This is a genomic window from Chitinophaga deserti (assembly GCF_003149455.1).
GTDB lineage: Bacteria > Bacteroidota > Bacteroidia > Chitinophagales > Chitinophagaceae > Chitinophaga > Chitinophaga deserti.
This window is the reverse complement of sequence record NZ_QFFK01000006.1, coordinates 95,336-114,609: the sequence shown is the minus strand read 5'-3', so window position 1 is coordinate 114,609 and position 19,274 is coordinate 95,336. Positions and strand designations below refer to the sequence as shown.

Sequence of the window (19,274 nt, the reverse complement as noted above, 5' to 3'; positions counted from 1 at the left end):
GTTAATGCTTTACATTCATAAGTACATCCTGCCGGCTAAGTACAGATCGGGATGGCAATTGGGGAACTTTCTACTATTACGCCTAATGTACGAATATTCCTGTTAACCGGGATGTAATGAAACCAGATGTATAGTTTTCAATAATCCCCTGTACGTATCATTTCTTCCAGCTTATAAACTGCGAATATGACGAACAAAATCAATAATATAGAGAATATGAACATAGGAACGTAACTGAGGCCCCCGGTTAAGACAATCTTTGCCGGCGTATTGGGCAGGTAATGCAATGTAACCTGATCTCCCGGCTTGAATTTCCCGAATGCCGCATAGGCATGGCTGCGATGAATTTGCCCTGTATAAGTATCCCTGAACTCAATATGGAGATTATCAACAGCTCTTCCCCTTTTCATGGTCAGTACATGCTTGCTGAGAACCACTCCGTTGGTTTGAATACCCCTGCGCCTGATAAGGAAATGATTCCGCCACCGGAAGAGGGTAATCGCCAACGGTATAAAAGAGAATACAAGGAGTAATATCAATATTATCGGCATTCCGGGGTTGTTTAATGTAAAGCCTCAAATATCCAGCCAGCCACATTGTGCCATAACTTTGAATACATTTCGCAAATCCGGTATGAACGGCTGAGGATTAAAATTACAATTTTCCTGCCTCAACAACAATGCGTACTTATTGGATCGACAGGAACATTCATCCTAAAAGCAATATATTTAGCAAAGGATTTTCACTGTTAAAACCACCGTTATGCAATGGACGATCCGCAAGGTTGAATTGCAGGACATCCTGCCGCTGCGGGCACTCTTCCTGCAGGAAAATAACTTCCAGATACGGTACGATGCGCGGCACCGCCGGGGGTGGACAGACAGCTACCTCATTTCCATCAACAACCGCCCTGCCGGTTACGGGTCCATAGCCGGTAAGAAGGAACATACTGACAGGGACAGTCTCTTTGAATTTTACCTTATCCCCCCATACCGCCAGCTGGCAGCCCCCATCTGCTCCGACCTGATCCGGCTTGCCGCGGTAACCGATATCACCTGCCAGACGAACGACCTATTCCTCTGCTCCCTCACTTATCAGTTTACAAAAAACATACAGGCAGAAGCTTACCTTTTCAGCGATCACCATGTAACGCACTTCCATCTGCCAGATACAACCTTCAGAAAGCGGACGGATGCTGAAGTAATATCCGGTTATCAGCCAGACCAGATGGGCAGCTACATCCTTATTCAGGAACAGGAGATCGTGGCAACAGGTGACTTCTATCTGCATTACAACCCTCCTTTTGCAGACCTCTGGATGGAAGTGAAAAAAAGTCACCGCAGGAAAGGAATAGGTTCCTGTCTGCTGCAGGAACTGAAGAAAGAATGTTACCTCGCAGGGAGGGTTCCGGCCGCAAGGTGCAATATCGATAACGCAGCATCTAAGGCATCTTTACTGAAAGCAGGGTTACAGGTCGTGGGGAGCATGATCAGCGGGGAAGTGATGTAAAAAAGTAATGGCTTCCTTGCAGAAGCCATTAGCAATATTTGATTTTACAAAAGCAGATTCCCGCTTATTTCAATTTCGTTATTTCACAGTATTTGATTCCAATACCAGCCATCCTGCCGAGGCTCCGTCGTCCGTAGGGGTAGCCTGCACCCAGATGGTTTTATCTGCCCTGCGGATCACATACGTGGTAGTGGGTTTGTAAGCAATGAACCCATAGCCGCTGTTGAAGCGCATCCGGTTTTGCTCTATTTCGGTTAACCTGCTGTCGGGTACCTTCCCCTCATGCACCTTTACCCCGCCCAGCGCGGTTACGCTATCGGTTACTGCGGCTATAAACGCCTCGTCTGACCAGGTGCCATCCCCTTTCACACGGCTGTAGAATACACTGCCTTTAGGCACCTCATAATGATCGCCCACCCAGAAGTAAGCACTGTCTCCCGCCGCCACCGGGTTCTTTTCATAATTGGTGTAGCCTTTCCCCAGCTGTACATACGGGAAAGTGCCGAGTGGCTTGTCTGATACTGGTATCTGCTCCAGATTGAAACCTGCGGGAGCTGCAGGCGCTTCAAGTGTAGCCTGTATTGTTGCAGAGGAATCGTCTGCGGGTTTCTTTTCGCTGCTGTTACAGGCGCCCAGCGCCAATGCTGTCGTGATAGTCAGGATAATGGTTTTGTGATACATATGCACCGGTTTTTAGGGTAACCAAATATACGGTTTTAGACAGCTCATTCCTCCGGTACAGGTTGTCCTCATGTTAAATCTACCTGTGCAAGTCAGGTATTTATACCTGCCCCGGTGAATGCAAGATGAACGAACTTGCCTTCAACCCCAAAAGTAAGGCCCCAAATACATTAGCATACGTAACCGATTTTAACCGTAACAGTTCAGCAGCCCCCGGTACCTGAGGTACCGCCATGACTGTTTATTTATCAACGTTTTAAAACCCCAAAATTATGTCAATCAGATTACAGGGCATGTGGCTAGTGAAAGTCCGGTCCAAGAATGCCGATGACCCGCAGCAGTTCCGCATCAGCGGCGCCCTCACCGGCAATGGTACTTACAACGGCGTTACCTCCACGCCAGAGGTATTCGTGAATGGTGACAGCTGGTCTATCACCATCCTGAACAATCCCGGCTCCGGGTTCGTTCCTTCGGAAATGCAGATACGCTTCCCGGTATCAGCGGGCGGCTTCTACAGCTTCGACATTGAGTCGAATGATTCCGGCGGCGATGAGGATTTCAATGACCTCATCATTACCTGCCGTACGCCTATTACACCAGACGACTACATCATCTACGGTAACGTAGGGTATTACAGCGGCCATTGCTTCAACCCCTGCTATCAGCGCTACTTCGTGATCGATTCTGTACTCACCCTGCAGGAAGCACTGAAGAACCCCGCCCTTAATGCCCTCATCGCCGATTACTACCCTTCGCGGGTAAGCGAACTGCAGCAACGCGCCAATGCAGTATCCCTCAATCCGCAACCCCTCCCTCCCGGACAGGGACCCGATTTTACCCCGCTCGTAATACCGCTGAGCGATACACAACCCATACCTCCCAAACAAAGGCATCTTGTACGCAGCACCGCAGGTTCGCTGAACCTTGCCGCAGGGGATAAAAAAGCGGCGAAAGAGTCTCAGGACAGCTTCTCCTTCCGGCAGCTCACTTCTGCAGAAGCAGTACAGGAAGAATCCGTGTCACTTTTCCGCTCTGCCATCAAAGACAGCGTTCGCCAGGAGGCCATATCTGTGGCATCCCGCTTTAAGTTATTATGTGAAACAGGCCCCCTGCCTAATGCCGTTCTGCGCGTACAGGAATACGACCGCAGTGCAGCCGAATTATCCGGAGCACCATATAGCGGGCTGGGCGACCGTGAACTGCAGGGAACCACTATTTGTGACCGCAATGGTAACTACATCTTCCGCGTACGGATGACCGGAGAAAAGGTGAGCGATGAAATCCTCACCGATACCGCATCAGGTGAAAGCGCCACTTTCCAGACTGCTCCGGATGTAATGCTTCAGCTCATGTGCCCCGGAGTAGCCGTGCCGGCTTACGAATCAGCTCCTCACTGGAATATCGGGCATCTGCACCGGATCAATATCTGTGTGCCTAAAACACAATCCTGCCTTATCCCGCTCGCCTGCGATGGTATTCATATCATTCAGGGCGTAGGTAATATTGCACTGGCAGAGCCCTCTCCTTCCGGCGCACGCATTGGTGGTGGCAACTATCTGGGCTCCGACGGGCTCATTACCGCCTTCGGAAGCGGTGCCCCTGCGGCACGATGTGCTGCCTGGTATGGCACCCTGCAACTGAGGGGCTGCCTGAAGAACCCCGCCGTGAAATTCTACCGGCTTTCCTACAGAGCCATAGGCGGCAGTCTTTCTTTTATCCCCTTCAACCAGCCCTTTACTTTGCCCTTCGATAATGGCGTTACCCTTGTCGAAAGACAAGTATTCAGTTCAAGTGCTGACGCCTACATCAATGTAGAAACGAACACTACACCTACCGGCGTGTGGCTCCATGCATACCGCAACATCAAAGCGCGTATCAATACCGCGGCTTTTGCCAATGGGCCATACCTCTTCCGCATCGAGGGACTGGATGCATCGCTGAACCCCGTAGCCGGCACTGTTGAAACAGTACCATTATACTTCGATAATGCCGCTGTACAGGCGCGCATAGATCCTGAGATCAACATGGCCGGTGTGGGCACCCTGGGAGAATGTGCCCTCTTTACCCTGCCTGCCGGACAGGAAAACCCCACACTCACCATTCGTTACCGTGCCGTACACAACCTTAGTGGCAGCATTGGTTTCATGAACAGTTACGGCCTTGGTATGCTGAAAGGAAGTGGCGGATTTAGTATTACCCCGGGAGCTGCTCCCGCTATATTCCCCGCCCCCCCGTTCCTCGACGGAACCGCTAATACCGGCCGGAATTATGTATATGGCGACCACCTCAGCTGTATCCGTTACTTCCGTGGTACGATCAATGAATCGGCCGCAGACAGTGAAGGATATGTAACCGCTAATATCACGGCAGCTTCGGGTCATTGGCTGGAACCCAATCAAACGTTCTGCGCCTTTGGGGTATCTCTGAGCTACCAGTTGCGGCTCACGAACGGAGAAGGGATGTACCCGTCCACTTCAGCCGGCATGGTACTGATAGGCATACAACGCCCGTAAACAAGGCTATAATGGATTACTACTGGCTCATACCGGGCGCGCTGGCCGTTTGGCGCATCACGCATCTCTTGGCAAGGGAAGATGGTCCCTTTAACTGGATATTCGCCCTGCGGAAAAAAGCAGGCAACAGTATCTGGGGACAGCTCCTCGATTGCCCTGCATGCCTGAGCGTTTGGATCAGCGCGCCCTTTGCCGTATGGCTGGGCCACAGCTGGGAGGCCTCCCTCCTGCTGTGGCCGGCCTTCTCGGCAACAGCCATCTTACTGGAACGATGGATGGACGGTCCGCCTTCGCCACCAGCCCAATACTGGGAAGATGATCCGGAAACACCCGACACCAAACAGGAACCTTAAAAATTTACAATCATGGGATGCTGTGGAAAAAACCGGTCGGCCTATACGCCGCAATATGGTTACAACAATCGGTTTGCTGCGGAGAGCAATATGCCTGCTGCTCCCCTTACCGTTACCTTTCAATACAATGGGCAATCTGCACTTACCGTAGCAGGCCCGGTGAGTGGCAGGCGGTACCGCTTTGCCGGATTCGGTGCTCAGGTGGAAATTGATAGCAGAGATGCCCCCGGCATGAGAGGGGTACCCTATCTGCAGCGGGTAATCTGATTGAAGATACCGCAATAAAAAAGACCTTCTTTACAGCAGGTCTTTTTTTGTTGTACTGTGAAAAAACACGATTGTACTATCTCCCTGTTCGAAACATCCGGAAATTTACAGCCACATTCAACACGAATATTGGCTACATCCAGATATCTCTTTTCATCAATAACGTGGAATTTTATAAAGGCAAAACGGCTCCGTTCCCGGAGCCGTAGTTTTTTATGTGTACTACTCAATGAGTATAGAACACTGACTTAAACTCATCATACACTTTTCTTTATAACACGCTTACTCTTTTGTGATGAATAGCCAATATAACCTCCGCAAAAACCGGCAACAATAAATAACAACAACTTTGCAAATACACTTTCAGTACCCCTTCCGTTCAGTAATACTGTAAATTCGGAATTGGGAAAATAGTTATCCAGTATGGAGAACGTAAAGGTTACCAGACATGCGGCACATGAAAATATGACGGCTTTACCTGTAAAATCGACTGTGCCGGTTTCTTTCAAGACATGGCGCTCAGGATTCATTAATCCGGTATCCTTTAACTTACCGCTATCAGACGAATGGCTGGTGGAATTAGCAGGACTGGCTGGTTGTGGTGGCAGGGAAACAAAAATGGAATTCTTAATCATGGTGTGAAGTTTTTCAATTAATAAAATAACAGGCAATGGATCTCATACGCAAAATAGGATAAACAAAAACACAAAAAATAAAACAGCAGCACATTATTTTCAGCCAATGCATTTATGGAATATACTCCACACATTTCTGTATATTTAAGGTAGCAGTCAAATCCAAATCTGCAGCACCATGTCATCAGAACAATATCCAAAGGTTTATTTGTACCGGCGCATCGTGCAGGCTAAAATGTTTATTGACCGCCATTATGCTGAGGAAATTGACCTCGAAAATATCTCCGACGAAGCTTACTTCTCCAAATTCCACTTCATCCGCCTATTCAAATCCATCTACGGCAAAACACCTCAAAAGTACCTCCAGGCAGTACGTATTGAAAAAGCCCAGCTATTGCTGAAAGGTGAAACCTCCGTTTCCGATGCATGCTTTGCCGTAGGCTTCCAGAGCCTTACCACCTTCAGCGGATTGTTTAAGAAAATAGTGGGCGAAGCCCCTTCCTCCTTTGCTGCCCGCCATAAGGCCACGCAGGAACAAATCCGCAAATCCCCCCTTACTTTCATACCCCGCTGCTATGCCTACCAGCACGGCTGGCTGGAAAATAGCAATAATGAAGAACCCGAAGTGTAAGCATTAGCTGATCTTTATGGCAACAAAAACACCATTGCCATATGATCACAAAAATGACCGTTACAAACATTCACGTCCTGAATCAGGACAGTGCATTCGACTTCTATGTGAACAAGCTCGGCTTTAAAGTGGTAGACGACATACCCATGGGTCCCGATACCCGCTGGCTTACCGTTTCCCCTCCCGAACAGCCCGACCTGCAGATCGTACTGTTCCCTGTTAAAGTGAGCAAGATGTTCCCCCAGGAAACGGCAGACTCCCTTATAGCCCTTATTAAAAAAGGCATCTTCGGATGCGGGGTACTCACCTGCAAAGATGTTTTCGCCACTTATGAAGAACTTAAAGCCAAAGGCGTGGAATTCATTAAACCACCCACCAAAGAGTTCTATGGCACCGAAGCCCTTTTCAAAGACGATTCCGGTAACTACTTTTCTTTACAACCCTTAGATAATTTTGGCCATGAAGACAGTATTTGATAAATCAGTCAGGGAAGAACTGATCAGCAGGATCCATTCCCTACGCCCAAACAGCCAGCCAGGCTGGGGTAAAATGAGCGTGTTCGAGATGGCGAAGCACTGCACCACCTGGGACGAATGGGTGCAGGGCATGCACAGCCCGGAATACAAGCAGGAATTCCTCGGTAAAATATTCGGGAAGATGGCGCTGAAAAGCAATACGAAAGATGAAAGACCCCTGCAAAAGAATATGCCCGCAGGGAAACTGAAGGTAAAAGGAAGCGGCGATACCGAACAACAAAAACAACAGTGGATCACCCGGGTGGAAGGCTACGGCAATTACTCCAACCCTGCCTTCATTCATGATTTCTTTGGTAAGATGACGAAAGAACAGATCGGCGTGTTCGCCTATAAGCATGCCGATCATCACTTACGGCAGTTTGGGGTGTAAAACTCCCTACCGCAATACTACTACGTGCCCTTTAAAAAGCTGCCACTCCCCTGCAGCATCCCGCACACGGAGTATATACACATACGTACCTGCTTCCCAAGCCGGAATGCGCGCCAGACAACAAACAAAAAACCCGGGCCCTCCATCGGGAGCCCGGGTCGTACCAATCACGTCCGTTATCATTAATCTTTTAAAATCCACATCACCCCGTTCGTATTATCGCCACCCGGGTACTGGCGCTTGATCGCATCATCCATATTACGGTTGTTGTAGCTCAGCTCATTGGCCGGGTACAGCCAGCGTACCGGGAATGCAGTACTCGGGGTATTCAGGTTGGAAGTGGAATTCAGTTTAAACACCGGGTATCCCGTTCTCCTGTTCTCGTACCATGCGTTGTAGTTAGAACCCTGCAGGAAGCCTGCCAGGTACTTCTGCCGGATGATCTGCTCCAGTTGCTGCTCCGTGGTACCTGCAAGCGGATGGGCGGCTGTATAAGTCTGTATATAGGCATTATCGATCTTCATGTTGTGATGATAATCGGCCACATCCGGGGTGTATGCCGCCGTAAAGCGCATCGCCTCCCCTATTCCTGCCGCATAATAATCCTGCGCAGGAGTGGTGGTAATCCATCCGCGCAGCGCCGCTTCTGCCAGCACAAACTGCTGCTCCCAGTAACTGAACACACTCACCGGCTCAGCATTCACCAGCTGCACATAACGGTTGTTTACATCGGCATAATCTTTCGACACACGTTTATCCTGCAGCACCGGGAAAGGATCGGAAGGCTCCGCTCCGGGATATGCATCCCAGTCGGAAGGCAGCTTTCCTGCCGTGATCTGCACCGGCGACGGCTTGGCGTAATAAAACAGTCTTCTGTCGCCCAGTGCCTTCAGCTGATCGATCAGCGTCGCCGTCAGCATCGTGTAGTTCGATTTCACAAAGGAGTTACCCGAACCCGCCGGTACATCGGACCAGGGGTAGTTCTGCCCCTGTGTATTGTTATAAGTCAGCGCGAAGTTATCATTGTAATTGCGCAGCAACGGCCGGTTGGCTACAATATCCCGGAAGCGCTCGATCACTTTCAGATCGGCATCTCCCGTTTTACGGTACAACTGCATCAGTACATGCAGCTCAAACCCGTTTACCACCCGGCGCCAGTTGTCGGTAGTGCCATTAAAAATCGGATCCCCTTCGAATTTAGTACCTCTTGCAAAGAGCGCATTGGCACTGTCCAGCTCGCGAAGGATGCCGAGGAACACCGTTTTCTGGTTATCGTACTTCGGCTGCACCGTACCTTCCGATTCACCTTTTATTGCTTCGGAATAGGGAATATCTCCCACCTGCATGGTGGTATGGTAAAACTGCCATGCCCTGATGAAATGCCCCAGCCCGCGGTAGGAATTACGCAGTCCCTCGTCCGTAGCCGCAGCCACCATAGGGTCCATGTTCCGCAGCAGGGTAAGCCGGTCGAAGCTCGCCCTGTTAAATCGGTTGTATTGGAAGTTCTCCTGATTCTCACCCCAGGTAATGTATTTACCCAGCATATATGGCTGCATGAATCCTTTGGTAGTGGCGATGGTGCTCCGCGTAACATTCAGGATCATGGTGGTGGCCAGCATGGATGAGTTCACCTGGTCGGTCTTATCCGGATTTGTATTGATCTCGTCGAAGTTGGAACAGCCAGACAGTACGGTTGCTCCCAGTATAATCGTGTATAATCTTTTATGTTGCATGAGTTGTAGTTTTGATGGATGAATACCCTATCAGAAATTAACACGCAGGTTCATGCCGAGCATCCGCTGCGAAGGCGAGTTCAGGTTTTCTGTATCCACATCAGGATCGGAGAAGCGGAACTTCGTGAAGAGGAACAGGTTCTGCGCGGTAAGTGCCACCGAGGCGCTCCGGATGCTGTAACGGCTCAGGAATGAGGAAGGCAGCTTATAACCGAGCGACATCTCCCTGATTTTCACAAACGATTTCTTCTGCACCCCGTAATCTCCCGCTCTGAACTTCTGGGTGTAATCCTGGTAAGACACGGCCACATCGTTAGGCGCGTATTTACGGGTATCGCTTACAATGTTCCCGAAGTTGTCGTATGACACGGAACCAGAAATCACTTTCATACCCTGCCCTACGTAATTCGTTTTACCGTTCACTACTTCATCAAACCGCCAGTTGTTATCCGTATCCGGATGCGTACCGGTATCAAACATTTTATCGTTCACATAGTTATACATCACACCGCCGATGCGCCCGTCTACATTCAATCCCACTGTAAAATCCCCGATACGGAAGTTGTTGATGAAACCAAAGCTGAACTTAGGATCGGTATAACCATACTTCATGTCATAATCACTCGCGATGGGCATCCCGTTGTTGTGGATGATATTACCTGATGGGTCGCGCAGCCAGTAGTTATCGAGGTATGCATCTGTACGCATGCCGGGAGCCGTCCAGGGGTTCTTGGCAGAATAAACACTGTCCAGTTCTTTATAATAGCGGTGATGCGCGGTGTAGTTGATGGTGGATTGCCATTCGAAATTCTTTCTTTTGAGCACAGTTCCGCCAACTGTGATTTCCACACCTTTCCGTACATAGGTTTCATCCCAGTTGATCGTGGAAGAGGAGAAACCCGTTGCCTGCGAAATTTCAATATTACGTTTGAGGTTGTAATAATACTTATTGAAATAGGCCACATCTACATTCAGGCGGTTCTTAAAAAAGTACGCTGCGGTACCGATCTCCCAGGTACGTGCAGAGCTGGGCAGCAAACTGAGCGGGAGCAGGTTACCGGGATACACGGCGGAATTGAGGGTATTCCATGCCTGAGGTGTGGTGGCATACAGCCGGTTGATTTCATACACTTCTGCAGGCGTTTTGTAGTTAGCCCACGATCCTCTGATCTTCCACATATCAGTAAAGCGCGGCATACGGAACAGCTCAGACAGTACGATGCTCGACCCGATGGAAGGATAGAAATAATCGCGGTGATCTTTGGGCTGTGCCGAGTTCCAGTCGTTACGTCCGGTAGCTTCCAGGAATATGGCATTCTTCCATCCAATGGCCGCCCTGCCATACAGGCTGTTCACCTGACGGGCGCCGTGGTTCTGGGTAATATTAGCCGGGCCTACAGATCCTGCAATAGAATAGAAGCGCGGTGAGGATAAACCGTTACGGGTTGCCGCAGAAACTGTATCGTTCTTGTAGTAGTAAATGGTTCCGCCGGCCATGAGGTCGATGGTGAACTGACCTGCCTTCTTCTTATAAGTCAGCATGATATCATCGTTCGTGCTCCAGCCTTTGGTAGCAATATTGCGGTAATAACCTTTTGCATCCCAGCCGCCGCGGGTAGAAAAGATGTTGGCGGTAGGGTTCTGAAATGTTTCCTGATTACTGTAATTGTCGTAACCGATACGTACCAGCAGGTTGAGGTCCTGTGTGAACCTGTAATTCGCGGTAAGACTGGCATTCACGGTGTTCTGTTCGATACCGTTAAGCTTTTCGTTGGCGATCAGGTATGGGTTATCGTACCAGTTGGTGTACATCCAGTTCTGTGTTTTGTTAGGCACCTTCCAGTAGTCGCGGTATTGGCGGATGTCGTATTCAGGGCCTGTCCACATGGTGAGCTGGTAAATGTATCCCTGGTTACCGTAACCTGAACCCCATACCTGCGGCGCCATACGCTTGCTGATACCGGTGTGGCCTTCGAGTGTGAATTTATCGGAGGCTTTCAGTACGCCGCTCAGGGTAAAGTTGTACATGTTCAGTTTCGCGTTGGGAAACTGGCCTTTGCTGTAAATATGATTGAGGGAAGCACGGAAGCTGCCATGTTCACCGCTTTGTGCAACGCTGATGTTGTTGTTGGTAACGATACCCGTTTCCATGAAGTTCTTCAGATTGTCTTTCCCGATGGAACGGAGCGGACGGTTATCCTCGAACTGTTTGGTTTCCGGGTTCCAGTCGGTGGCAGTTTGCCCGATATCGAGCTTGGGGCCCCATACATAGTCATTATCGATCACCCCGTTCTGGCCACGGCCATAAGAGCCCTGTACTTTAGGGATGGCAAGGAAACCGCTTTGCAGCATGGTGTTGCTGTTGATGGAAACGGTAAGCCCGGTCCCGGCACCTTTCTTGGTTGTAACCAGCATCACACCGCCTGCCGCACGGGAACCGTAGAGCGAAGATGCGGTGGGGCCTTTCAGTACATCGATGCTTTCAATATCATCAGTAGGGATATCGCGCAGCGTCATGTTACCATATGGTACACCATCGATAACCAGCAGGGCGCCTTCGCCGCGCAGTTCTATTGTGGGGCGGGAGAAGAACTCCGTGGAGTTCTTCACTACGAGGCCCGATACATGACCCGTAAGCGAGGTAGCCATATCCACTCCTTTCACTGTTTGCATGGCTTCACCTTTCACTTTCTGTACTGCATAGCCAAGCGATTTCTCCTGGCGTTTGATACCAAGTGCGGTTACTACCAGCTGATCGAGCGCAATAGCAGAAACCTGCAGAACAATGCGGATATTATCTTCCGTACCAACGGTATATTCCTGCGGATTATAACCCACAAGCGAAAAGATGAGCACATCGCCCTGTTTTACGTTTGGCAGGGAAAATACCCCGTTACCATCGGTGATGGTACCGCGCGGCGATCCTTTCAACCGCACTACCACTCCGGGCATTACACTACCGGCAGAGTCTGCCACGGTGCCGCGGATGGTTATATCCTGTGCCGCAATGCTTCCGGAAAGGGCTTTCACCTGTTCATCGGGCGTAGTGGGCTTTACCACATAAAGCTTACCCCCGATCTTCTGGCAAAGAAGGCCCAGCGGAACGATGTAGCGGTTCAGTTCATGATCGATATTGTCTTTACTGAAAACCGAGCGGTCAGGAACAACGATCTTTTTTCCTTTTAATAAATTGGAGTTGTAGTTAAACCGTACGTCGAACCGGCTTTCCATGTCGTTGATCACCGAGATGAGTGATACCTGTTGCCGGACGGCTGCTGTATGTCCCGGCTGTGCGCTGGAGGCCGGGATGTAGCATAGCGATAGTGCTACCATGATCAGCCCGGAGCTGATGGTTTGAATTCTTTTCATAGCGAGGATGTGTTAGTTTTTGGCTGAAACGCTATTGTTTGCTCACATGTAATTTGTTGTTCACAATACTGATTTTGATGGAGAAGGTTTCTTCCAGCGTGTGTACCGACTGGCGAAGATCGTTGGCAGACAGGTACCCTGTAAACATGAGGCTGTCCATGGCAGGGCCTTCAAATTCCACTCCGTAACCGAACTGTTTCCCGAGGTGCTGCACTACTTCTCTCAATGGCTGCTCCCTGAACGGAACAAGGTCGTTTTTCCAGGAAGTATGCAGTAAAGTATCTGCATGCCTGCGCGACATCCGCCTGTGATCTGCTTCGTACACCGCCATTTCCCCCGGCTGGAGGATAACGGCATTTCCGCCATTACCTACTTTCACTTTACCGGTATTCAGTACTACCTCCGTAGCATGTTCTCCGGACTTCACGTTGAAAGTAGTTCCCAGAACGGTTACATCCAGCTGGTGCCGGGTATGTACTACGAACGGGCGGGAGGCATCGGCCGTGATGGTAAAGAAGGCTTCCCCTTCCAGCCAGGCTTCTCTCGGTGCGCTTTTACGGATAGTCAGCCGGGCAGCCCGGTTCAGACTGATTTCGGAGCCATCTTCGAGCCGGAATGTTTTTACACTGTGCGAATCATTGACATATTCTACCACTTCACTTGAAGAGGGCCGGCTCCAGAAGAGCCAGGCAGCCACGCCTGCCAGGGGCAGTACAACGGCAGCGGCTTTCCACCAGCCCATACGGCGAATCCGTGTGGTATGAACGGGCTGCGCTTCCGAAAGGATCTGCATACGGATGCGGTCTGCATCATGCTCCGGCATATCGGGCCAGCCTGTTTTAGGACGCAGCTCATCGGCCAGGGGCAGGTCTTCAGGCAAAGGGTTACCCTCCAGGTGCTGCAGCAGCTCCTGCCTTTCATCGGGCGTGGAAGTACCTTCCGCCAGTTTGACGAACAATTGCCTGATCTTTTGCTGTTTGTCCTCCATCACAAGTAATACGATCGGGAAATGGGATAAGACGATCCCCGGAGAAAAAATATTTTTTTACTGCTGGATAGCATGCACCGCGGCGAGTAGTACCGCTATATCTGCATTTCTTAAAAGGTACATCCGTACGAAACGGGTGGCCTTCACGAGCTGGTCGCGCACGGTATTGATGGAAATACCCAGCATATCGGCTATTTCCCGGTTGCTGAGACCATCTACCTTACTCATGTTGTAAATCAGCTGCCTTTGGGCGGGCAGGCGGGATACGGCGTTATGCCGGATGGATTCAAGTTGCTTGGTGTAGAGCAGGTGTTCGGAAGATGCGGTGCCTTCCGCGAAGGCATCCATAAAGTATTGCCGGAAGGTTTGCTGGTGAACAGCCTTCTTCAGATAATCGAGCACATAGTTACGGGCAGATCGGAAAAGATAGGATTTGATGGAACGTTCCGGGTCGAGGGTTTCGGAACGGAGCCACACCTGCATGTAAATCTCCTGCACAGCGTCCATCGCCACATCCTGCGAGCCGCAGAGATTAATTACATAGCCGTACAGCTGGCGCCGGTACCGGTCGTACAATACAGTAAAAGCTGCGGCATCTCCCTTGCGGATCATTCCGCATAACACTTCGTCGGTCGCTTCCAACATCGCGAATTAGATTTGGAGCCAAAATAAGAAAAAAGTGGATTCCCTGACACATCTTCGCTTTTCCCCCTTTTTGAAAGTACGCCTGGTGAGTACTTAAAGGGTACTTAATGGGTACTTAAAGCATACTTACTGTATACTTAAAGTATATCTAATGTATATCCAGGGATAATTTACTGCTAACGCACACCCTCTGTACCCCTTAATTATCAATACTTTAACCCATAACCTGACAACAGGTTAGTACCCATCCCCCCTGTATTTAGTACTGTTACCCCTTAAGTATTGACACAAATTGGTAGGAATGGTGGCAAAAGTGCCTGCTGAAGACGCCGGATGACACAAAAAAAGGGCCGCCTCTATTTGGTGAGACGGCCCTTAGCTGACTAATGTATACTGATAAACAAGAAGTTAGTGTACACTTACCGGGGCATACATAGCCGCAGCACCCAGTAACATGGCATCCTCCCCCAGTGTGGATATCTGGAAGCGGTACTTATGCCCCTGCCGGGCAAGCCCCTGCATCAGCGGCTCTCCGAACAGGTGGAAAGCCCGGGCGATGTTGCCCCCCAGCAGGATGGTATCCACTTCCGGGGCCGCTGCAGCCACAAAGCTGGCCAGCTGGGCGCCAAAGCGTTGGAATACTTCCCTGCCTTCTTCCTTTAACGCCAGTTCCCTGACCGACTGCAGCACCTCTCTCCCAGATAAAGCATACTCTTTCAGGAGCCAGCGGGAGGAGAAGTAATCATCTGCAATTGAGGCGCCGAAAGGCACAGACCAGTATTCCGGGGAGGAATATTCTTCCCGCGACCGGATAACCGACCCGAAGCCGGTACCCAGTGTTAAACCCAGTACATTTTCATCCGCACCCAGGCATCCTGCAAAATAATGCCCCCGCAAAAAGCAGCTGGCGTCGTTATCCATCAGGATGTTACTAGCTGGAATGGAAAGGCGCTCCGCCAGTGCTTCCTTTACATTGATTCCATAAAGGGCATCAAACTTCGACTGGTCTTTGATATACGAAACACCGGCATCATAATCAAAAGGGCCGGGCATGGCGATGGCAATCTGCCCGGTATCGTTCATTTCTGCACACCGGCCAATGGCTGCCGCCCAGCCATCCAGCAGTGCTGCTGCCGGATTGCGGGAATCTACCATTTGCCGGGATACTGATTCCGCAGCGCATTGCCTGTTTTCCATTTCAACGGCTGCTACAGTAATGTGCGAGCCGCCAATGTCCACCGCTGTAATCTTCATGACTGAGAATTATTTTGCCTTTTGTGCCCACTTGCGGAGCATTTGAATTGCATCGTACAATACACCTGCTTCTCCCCTGAATTCACCGGAGCCTGAAGGCTTGCCGGAACGTACTTCATACCATTCGTGGAAGCCGTGTTTAATCACACGGTCGAGCATGGGGCTCATTTCCGCATACGCTTCGGTATTCATACCATACAGGTGAAGTGCATGAATCATACGGCCGCCAAACCACGTCCAGTCACCGGCATTCTGGTAATGATACGCTGCCATGTTAGGGAATACTTCCACGGGATAGGGCGGGTAAACCGTCATACCAATGGTAGCAAACTTCTCTTTCTCTGCTGCGTCAAGAAACTGGTTGTTGATAGCACGGATTTCATTTTTGCTGTGCAATCCTGCCAGTACAGCACAGGCGGTACCACCGGTATACAGCATTTTGTTTTCATCAAAATTTGCCGGGAAAGGACTACCGTTCAGGTAAATATGCGGGATGTATTTATTCGACTTAGCATCCCAGAGGTGCTTGCGGATATTCTTCTTAATCCCTTTCGCAGTTTCGTTGTATTTCTTATAGATATCGCTGCTCTTAGGCACAATAGTCATGAAGTCGTTCAGTGCGATCACGAACATGGCGTTGTCGTAAATATCGATACACCATTTTGTTTTTTCATTGATCGCAACACCCCAGCCGGTTTCAGGCTGTACATCACCCCAGTCTATGGTAGTGGCGCCTTTGATAAGGCCATACTCAGGTGCCCAGCGTTCTTTCAGCAGGAAGTCCATTGCTGCTTCCATACGCTGCAGTACGGTTTGTTCACCAACCTTTTCTTCGAGGATGCTTTTATCTCCGGTGGCGTCGATGTATTTCCTTACAGCCTGTATGAGTGAAGTTTCCTGGTCGGTTTCCACGGTATTCTTGTGGCTTTTCCAGCCTGGTGCCAGGTCGGTTTTGCTGTACTGATAGCTAAGGCGTGCATGTGCTTCGTTTATGGCACCATCACAGATGTTACCATCTGCCCCCTGAAGTTTGAAGAACAGCAGGAGCGCATCCTTCACATCTTTCCGGTCACGTACTTTAAGTGATCCGATGATGAAAGTGTTGAAGTCACGGATCCATATTTCACCATATCCCGATCCGGCATTAAAACCGTTTAGTATCCGCAGGGCGCGGGCCTCCACAGTATCCAGCCTGCTGTCTGTCAAAATCTGGTTTGCCAGCACCTTATCTCTGATTGCTGTCCCGTCTGTCCTTCCCGGATAAGACACCAGCTTCACGTCTCCCGTCTGCGCCTGTGCTGCTACCGAAGTAAATAATAATCCTGTAAAAAGTAATCGTTTCATGCGATTGGTTTATGGTTCCGGTTTATTGTTTTCTCATGTCTTCCGGATACTACCGGTCGTGTGTAAATAAAGATATTTCCCCCATGGTCATGAATGCACTGCCACCCCAGTTGGTCAGCAATTTAAAGCGGTAATACCTGAATTTGGGTGTACCCTCTGCAAGGGGGAAGCTTTCTCCCGCCAGTGCGTAATCGATATCTTCCTGCGTATTCTCCCCTACCGGTTTGCCGGAAGGCTTCACGGAAGAGAATGCACCTATCTGCGTCCAGCTGGCCCAGCTGCCATCGGGTGCCGGATTATTGCTGCCATATAATTCAAATGTTTTCACGTTCTCGATCCTGTACAGCCTGTCTGTAGCCTGCCAGAATTTAATACGGCCGAGCGAAGCGGTTTGTCCTGCATCGATCGTAAACCAGCACGGCACTACGTTCTGTGTGGCGAAGCCGGAGTTGATATTATCATCCCAGAGGTAATGCATCAGCCATCCGTGGTTACTCTTTACGTCGCCGGGCAGTTCCAGTACGCTGAATCCGGCCTTGGAAAGTTGCCTTTCAAATACAGGCAACGTAGCGGTGGACACGGGAGGATAGAAGTATTCGAACGCCATGCTGTCTGGCTTATACTGCGAACGGTAGCTCAGCAGCGACTTGCTTTCGTAATCCGGCAGGGTGGTTACCAGGTCTCCCGGTTGCACGGTAATCGTTTTCTCCAGTCCGTCTACCCCTTTGTACTTCACTTCAATACCCAGCTCACCACCTGCAGGTTCTCCCCAGTTAAGGATGATCTGGCTGCCATCGGTGGACTGCTCTATGGATTTCAAAGTACGGTTTACCAGCGAGCTGGCATAGTTTGCTCCGTAAGTAATCCCGAAAGCGTTCACCACTACTGAAATGTGCCCTTCGGAATCGTAGGTATGTATGGTAAAGTTATAATTGCCTTCTTTCAGGTTAGGGATCATCACTTCCACCGTATCTCTACCCGAAGTACGTTTAACGGGTACGGTAAGCGAATCGGCTTTATTGCTCCAGAACACGCGGAGCTGCGTCACCAGCGGGTCGTTCCCTAAAACCACCCGTAGCTTGATACGGTTTTGACCGGGGTGTACCAATACGGTATCGGCGCGGCCGGGATAGATGATTTCACCACCTTTCATAAAGTCCTTGAATGCATCGCCACTTGTTTTGGTGCAGGATGCGGCGGCCAGTACGAATATCCCCAGTATTGATTTTATCAGTAAATCCTTCATGGTATTGTCAGATTGATGGGATGAATTAATGGGTATCGCCCCACATTTTAATTTCATGGAAATTCACGTAAGTACCGTTAGACCAGTTTTTGTTTGTCTTAAAGCGGATGTAACGGACTTTAGGCGTATTCAGGGGGAAGGTAACGGTATGCCCTGCCACTGCGGCATCCTGGTCTGCCTGGGAGAGCTGTCCTTCCGGGAGGCCCGATGGCTTTATTTGCGTATTGGTTGTCAGCAACACCCAGCTGTCGTCGAAGCTGCCATTGGGATTGGGGTTATTGGAACCCCAGATCTCCACTTCCTTCGGGTTATGCAGGGAATAGTAAAACCCGGGGCGCATGAACCATACGAGGCGGCTCAGTTTGGCGGTTACCCCCATGTCATAAGTGAACCACTGCGGCATACGGGCGTCGTCAGATGAGTGATAGAAGCCTGCCTGTGTATTGCCGTCAAACAATCCTGCTATGGAACCGAGGTGACCGATAGGAGCATCTGTAGGCAGTATTTCGCCATGCATCTTCGTACGGTCGAGCTGCTCTTCAAAAAGCGGTGTAAGCGTGGTGATGAGCGTATCAGACAGGTTGCCCCAGCGGTCGCGGAGGTATACACCGAAGCGGGTAGGCTTGTTGGGCATATTGCGGGTAGAGAAATCGCCCTGTTTCAGTTTGGTATACTGCGTGGTAAGGGGTGAAAACTGACCCAGTGTATCGTCAGACAATACCACGATGGCCAGGTCCTTCTCTCCTTCGTTGGTGAAGCCAACATTCACGCCCCCAAAGTCGGGTGCCAGTACAATAGTTTTACGGACGGTCCAGATGGGTGGTACCAGCGGTTTAACGGTGATGTCTACAGGTTGTGAAACATTCTCACTTTTGTCTACCGTATAGAGCGTAACGGTGTATCTGCTTGTATCTCCAAAGCCTTCCATGGTGATGCTGCGGTTATACCGGCTCACTTTGGATTCGCGCACTACGCCACCGGGTGTGGTGTAACGGGCTTTTACATATTGCAGGTCTTTATCTACCGGTAATTCGAAAGTAATCTTAGCGGCTCCGGGCAGGTTTTCCACAGATAGACTGTGTACTACGCCGGGGGCGATATCATCCTTTTCAACCGGGCCTAATTTATCACTTGTACAGGCGCCTGCCGCCAGTAATATGGTGAATGCGGTAAGTGAAATTTTATTTGGCATACCAATAT

The 19,274-nt window shown here is 50.1% G+C and carries 18 protein-coding genes; 7 read left to right on the top strand and 11 right to left on the bottom strand.

Going from position 1 to position 19,274, the window contains the following annotated elements; translation table 11 throughout:
• Positions 1-137: 137 nt before the first annotated feature.
• Positions 138-551, bottom strand: coding sequence for a DUF3592 domain-containing protein (locus DEV76_RS14940; RefSeq protein ID WP_109698727.1), 414 nt, complete (start codon positions 549-551; stop codon positions 138-140).
• Positions 552-762: 211 nt separating this feature from the next.
• Here DEV76_RS14940 and DEV76_RS14935 point away from each other — a divergent pair, with 211 nt between their 5' ends.
• Positions 763-1,509 (top strand): GNAT family N-acetyltransferase, encoded by a 747-nt coding sequence (locus tag DEV76_RS14935; protein ID WP_109698726.1) that lies wholly within the window; start codon positions 763-765, stop codon positions 1,507-1,509.
• 78 nt (positions 1,510-1,587) lie between these two features.
• Here DEV76_RS14935 and DEV76_RS14930 read toward each other — a convergent pair whose 3' ends face one another.
• A complete protein-coding gene (locus DEV76_RS14930) occupies positions 1,588-2,190 on the bottom strand; it encodes a hypothetical protein (RefSeq protein ID WP_109698725.1) in 603 nt (200 codons plus the stop codon).
• Between the two features lie 272 nt (positions 2,191-2,462).
• On the opposite strand from DEV76_RS14930, the gene DEV76_RS14925 reads away from it, so the two are divergent.
• From DEV76_RS14925 to DEV76_RS14915, 3 genes are read left to right on the top strand one after another with little or no spacing between them, the layout of a single operon-like run.
• The gene (locus DEV76_RS14925; RefSeq protein ID WP_157962905.1) at positions 2,463-4,703 is read left to right on the top strand and encodes a hypothetical protein; all 2,241 of its coding nucleotides are present in this window, start codon (positions 2,463-2,465) and stop codon (positions 4,701-4,703) included.
• An 11-nt stretch (positions 4,704-4,714) separates the two neighbouring features.
• On the top strand, positions 4,715-5,056 hold the full coding sequence (locus DEV76_RS14920; RefSeq protein WP_109698723.1) for a hypothetical protein: 342 nt from the start codon (positions 4,715-4,717) through the stop codon (positions 5,054-5,056).
• Between the two features lie 12 nt (positions 5,057-5,068).
• Positions 5,069-5,323, top strand: coding sequence for a hypothetical protein (locus DEV76_RS14915; RefSeq protein ID WP_109698722.1), 255 nt, complete (start codon positions 5,069-5,071; stop codon positions 5,321-5,323).
• A 257-nt stretch (positions 5,324-5,580) separates the two neighbouring features.
• Here DEV76_RS14915 and DEV76_RS14910 read toward each other — a convergent pair whose 3' ends face one another.
• Positions 5,581-5,958, bottom strand: coding sequence for a hypothetical protein (locus DEV76_RS14910; protein ID WP_109698721.1), 378 nt, complete (start codon positions 5,956-5,958; stop codon positions 5,581-5,583).
• A 178-nt stretch (positions 5,959-6,136) separates the two neighbouring features.
• Here DEV76_RS14910 and DEV76_RS14905 point away from each other — a divergent pair, with 178 nt between their 5' ends.
• The 3 genes from DEV76_RS14905 to DEV76_RS14895 are packed head-to-tail and all read left to right on the top strand — an operon-like array spanning position 6,137 to position 7,495.
• Positions 6,137-6,589, top strand: coding sequence for a helix-turn-helix domain-containing protein (locus tag DEV76_RS14905; RefSeq protein WP_109698720.1), 453 nt, complete (start codon positions 6,137-6,139; stop codon positions 6,587-6,589).
• Between the two features lie 41 nt (positions 6,590-6,630).
• Entirely contained in the window at positions 6,631-7,065 is a 435-nt protein-coding gene (locus tag DEV76_RS14900; protein ID WP_109698719.1) for a VOC family protein, read from the top strand.
• On the top strand, positions 7,049-7,495 hold the full coding sequence (locus DEV76_RS14895) for a DUF1569 domain-containing protein (RefSeq protein WP_109698718.1): 447 nt from the start codon (positions 7,049-7,051) through the stop codon (positions 7,493-7,495). The genes DEV76_RS14900 and DEV76_RS14895 overlap by 17 nt, the downstream gene beginning before the upstream one ends.
• 182 nt (positions 7,496-7,677) lie before the next feature.
• Here DEV76_RS14895 and DEV76_RS14890 read toward each other — a convergent pair whose 3' ends face one another.
• The 8 genes from DEV76_RS14890 to DEV76_RS14855 all read right to left on the bottom strand — a co-directional run bounded on the left by DEV76_RS14890 (position 7,678) and on the right by DEV76_RS14855 (position 19,266).
• Positions 7,678-9,228, bottom strand: coding sequence for a SusD/RagB family nutrient-binding outer membrane lipoprotein (locus DEV76_RS14890; protein ID WP_109698717.1), 1,551 nt, complete (start codon positions 9,226-9,228; stop codon positions 7,678-7,680).
• 30 nt (positions 9,229-9,258) lie between these two features.
• Positions 9,259-12,597: a SusC/RagA family TonB-linked outer membrane protein gene (locus tag DEV76_RS14885; RefSeq protein WP_109698716.1), complete on the bottom strand. Its 3,339-nt coding sequence runs from the start codon at positions 12,595-12,597 to the stop codon at positions 9,259-9,261.
• A gap of 31 nt (positions 12,598-12,628) precedes the next feature.
• Positions 12,629-13,585, bottom strand: coding sequence for a FecR family protein (locus DEV76_RS14880; protein WP_109698715.1), 957 nt, complete (start codon positions 13,583-13,585; stop codon positions 12,629-12,631).
• Between the two features lie 57 nt (positions 13,586-13,642).
• Positions 13,643-14,230: an RNA polymerase sigma factor gene (locus DEV76_RS14875; protein WP_109698714.1), complete on the bottom strand. Its 588-nt coding sequence runs from the start codon at positions 14,228-14,230 to the stop codon at positions 13,643-13,645.
• A 408-nt stretch (positions 14,231-14,638) separates the two neighbouring features.
• Positions 14,639-15,484, bottom strand: coding sequence for an ROK family protein (locus DEV76_RS14870; protein WP_109698713.1), 846 nt, complete (start codon positions 15,482-15,484; stop codon positions 14,639-14,641).
• Between the two features lie 9 nt (positions 15,485-15,493).
• Complete coding sequence (locus DEV76_RS14865; protein ID WP_109698712.1) at positions 15,494-16,828, bottom strand: GH36-type glycosyl hydrolase domain-containing protein; 1,335 nt, start codon at positions 16,826-16,828, stop codon at positions 15,494-15,496.
• A gap of 49 nt (positions 16,829-16,877) precedes the next feature.
• Entirely contained in the window at positions 16,878-18,074 is a 1,197-nt protein-coding gene (locus DEV76_RS14860) for a DUF4998 domain-containing protein (RefSeq protein ID WP_198652080.1), read from the bottom strand.
• A 25-nt stretch (positions 18,075-18,099) separates the two neighbouring features.
• On the bottom strand, positions 18,100-19,266 hold the full coding sequence (locus DEV76_RS14855) for a DUF5000 domain-containing lipoprotein (RefSeq protein ID WP_198652079.1): 1,167 nt from the start codon (positions 19,264-19,266) through the stop codon (positions 18,100-18,102).
• Positions 19,267-19,274 lie beyond the last annotated feature (8 nt).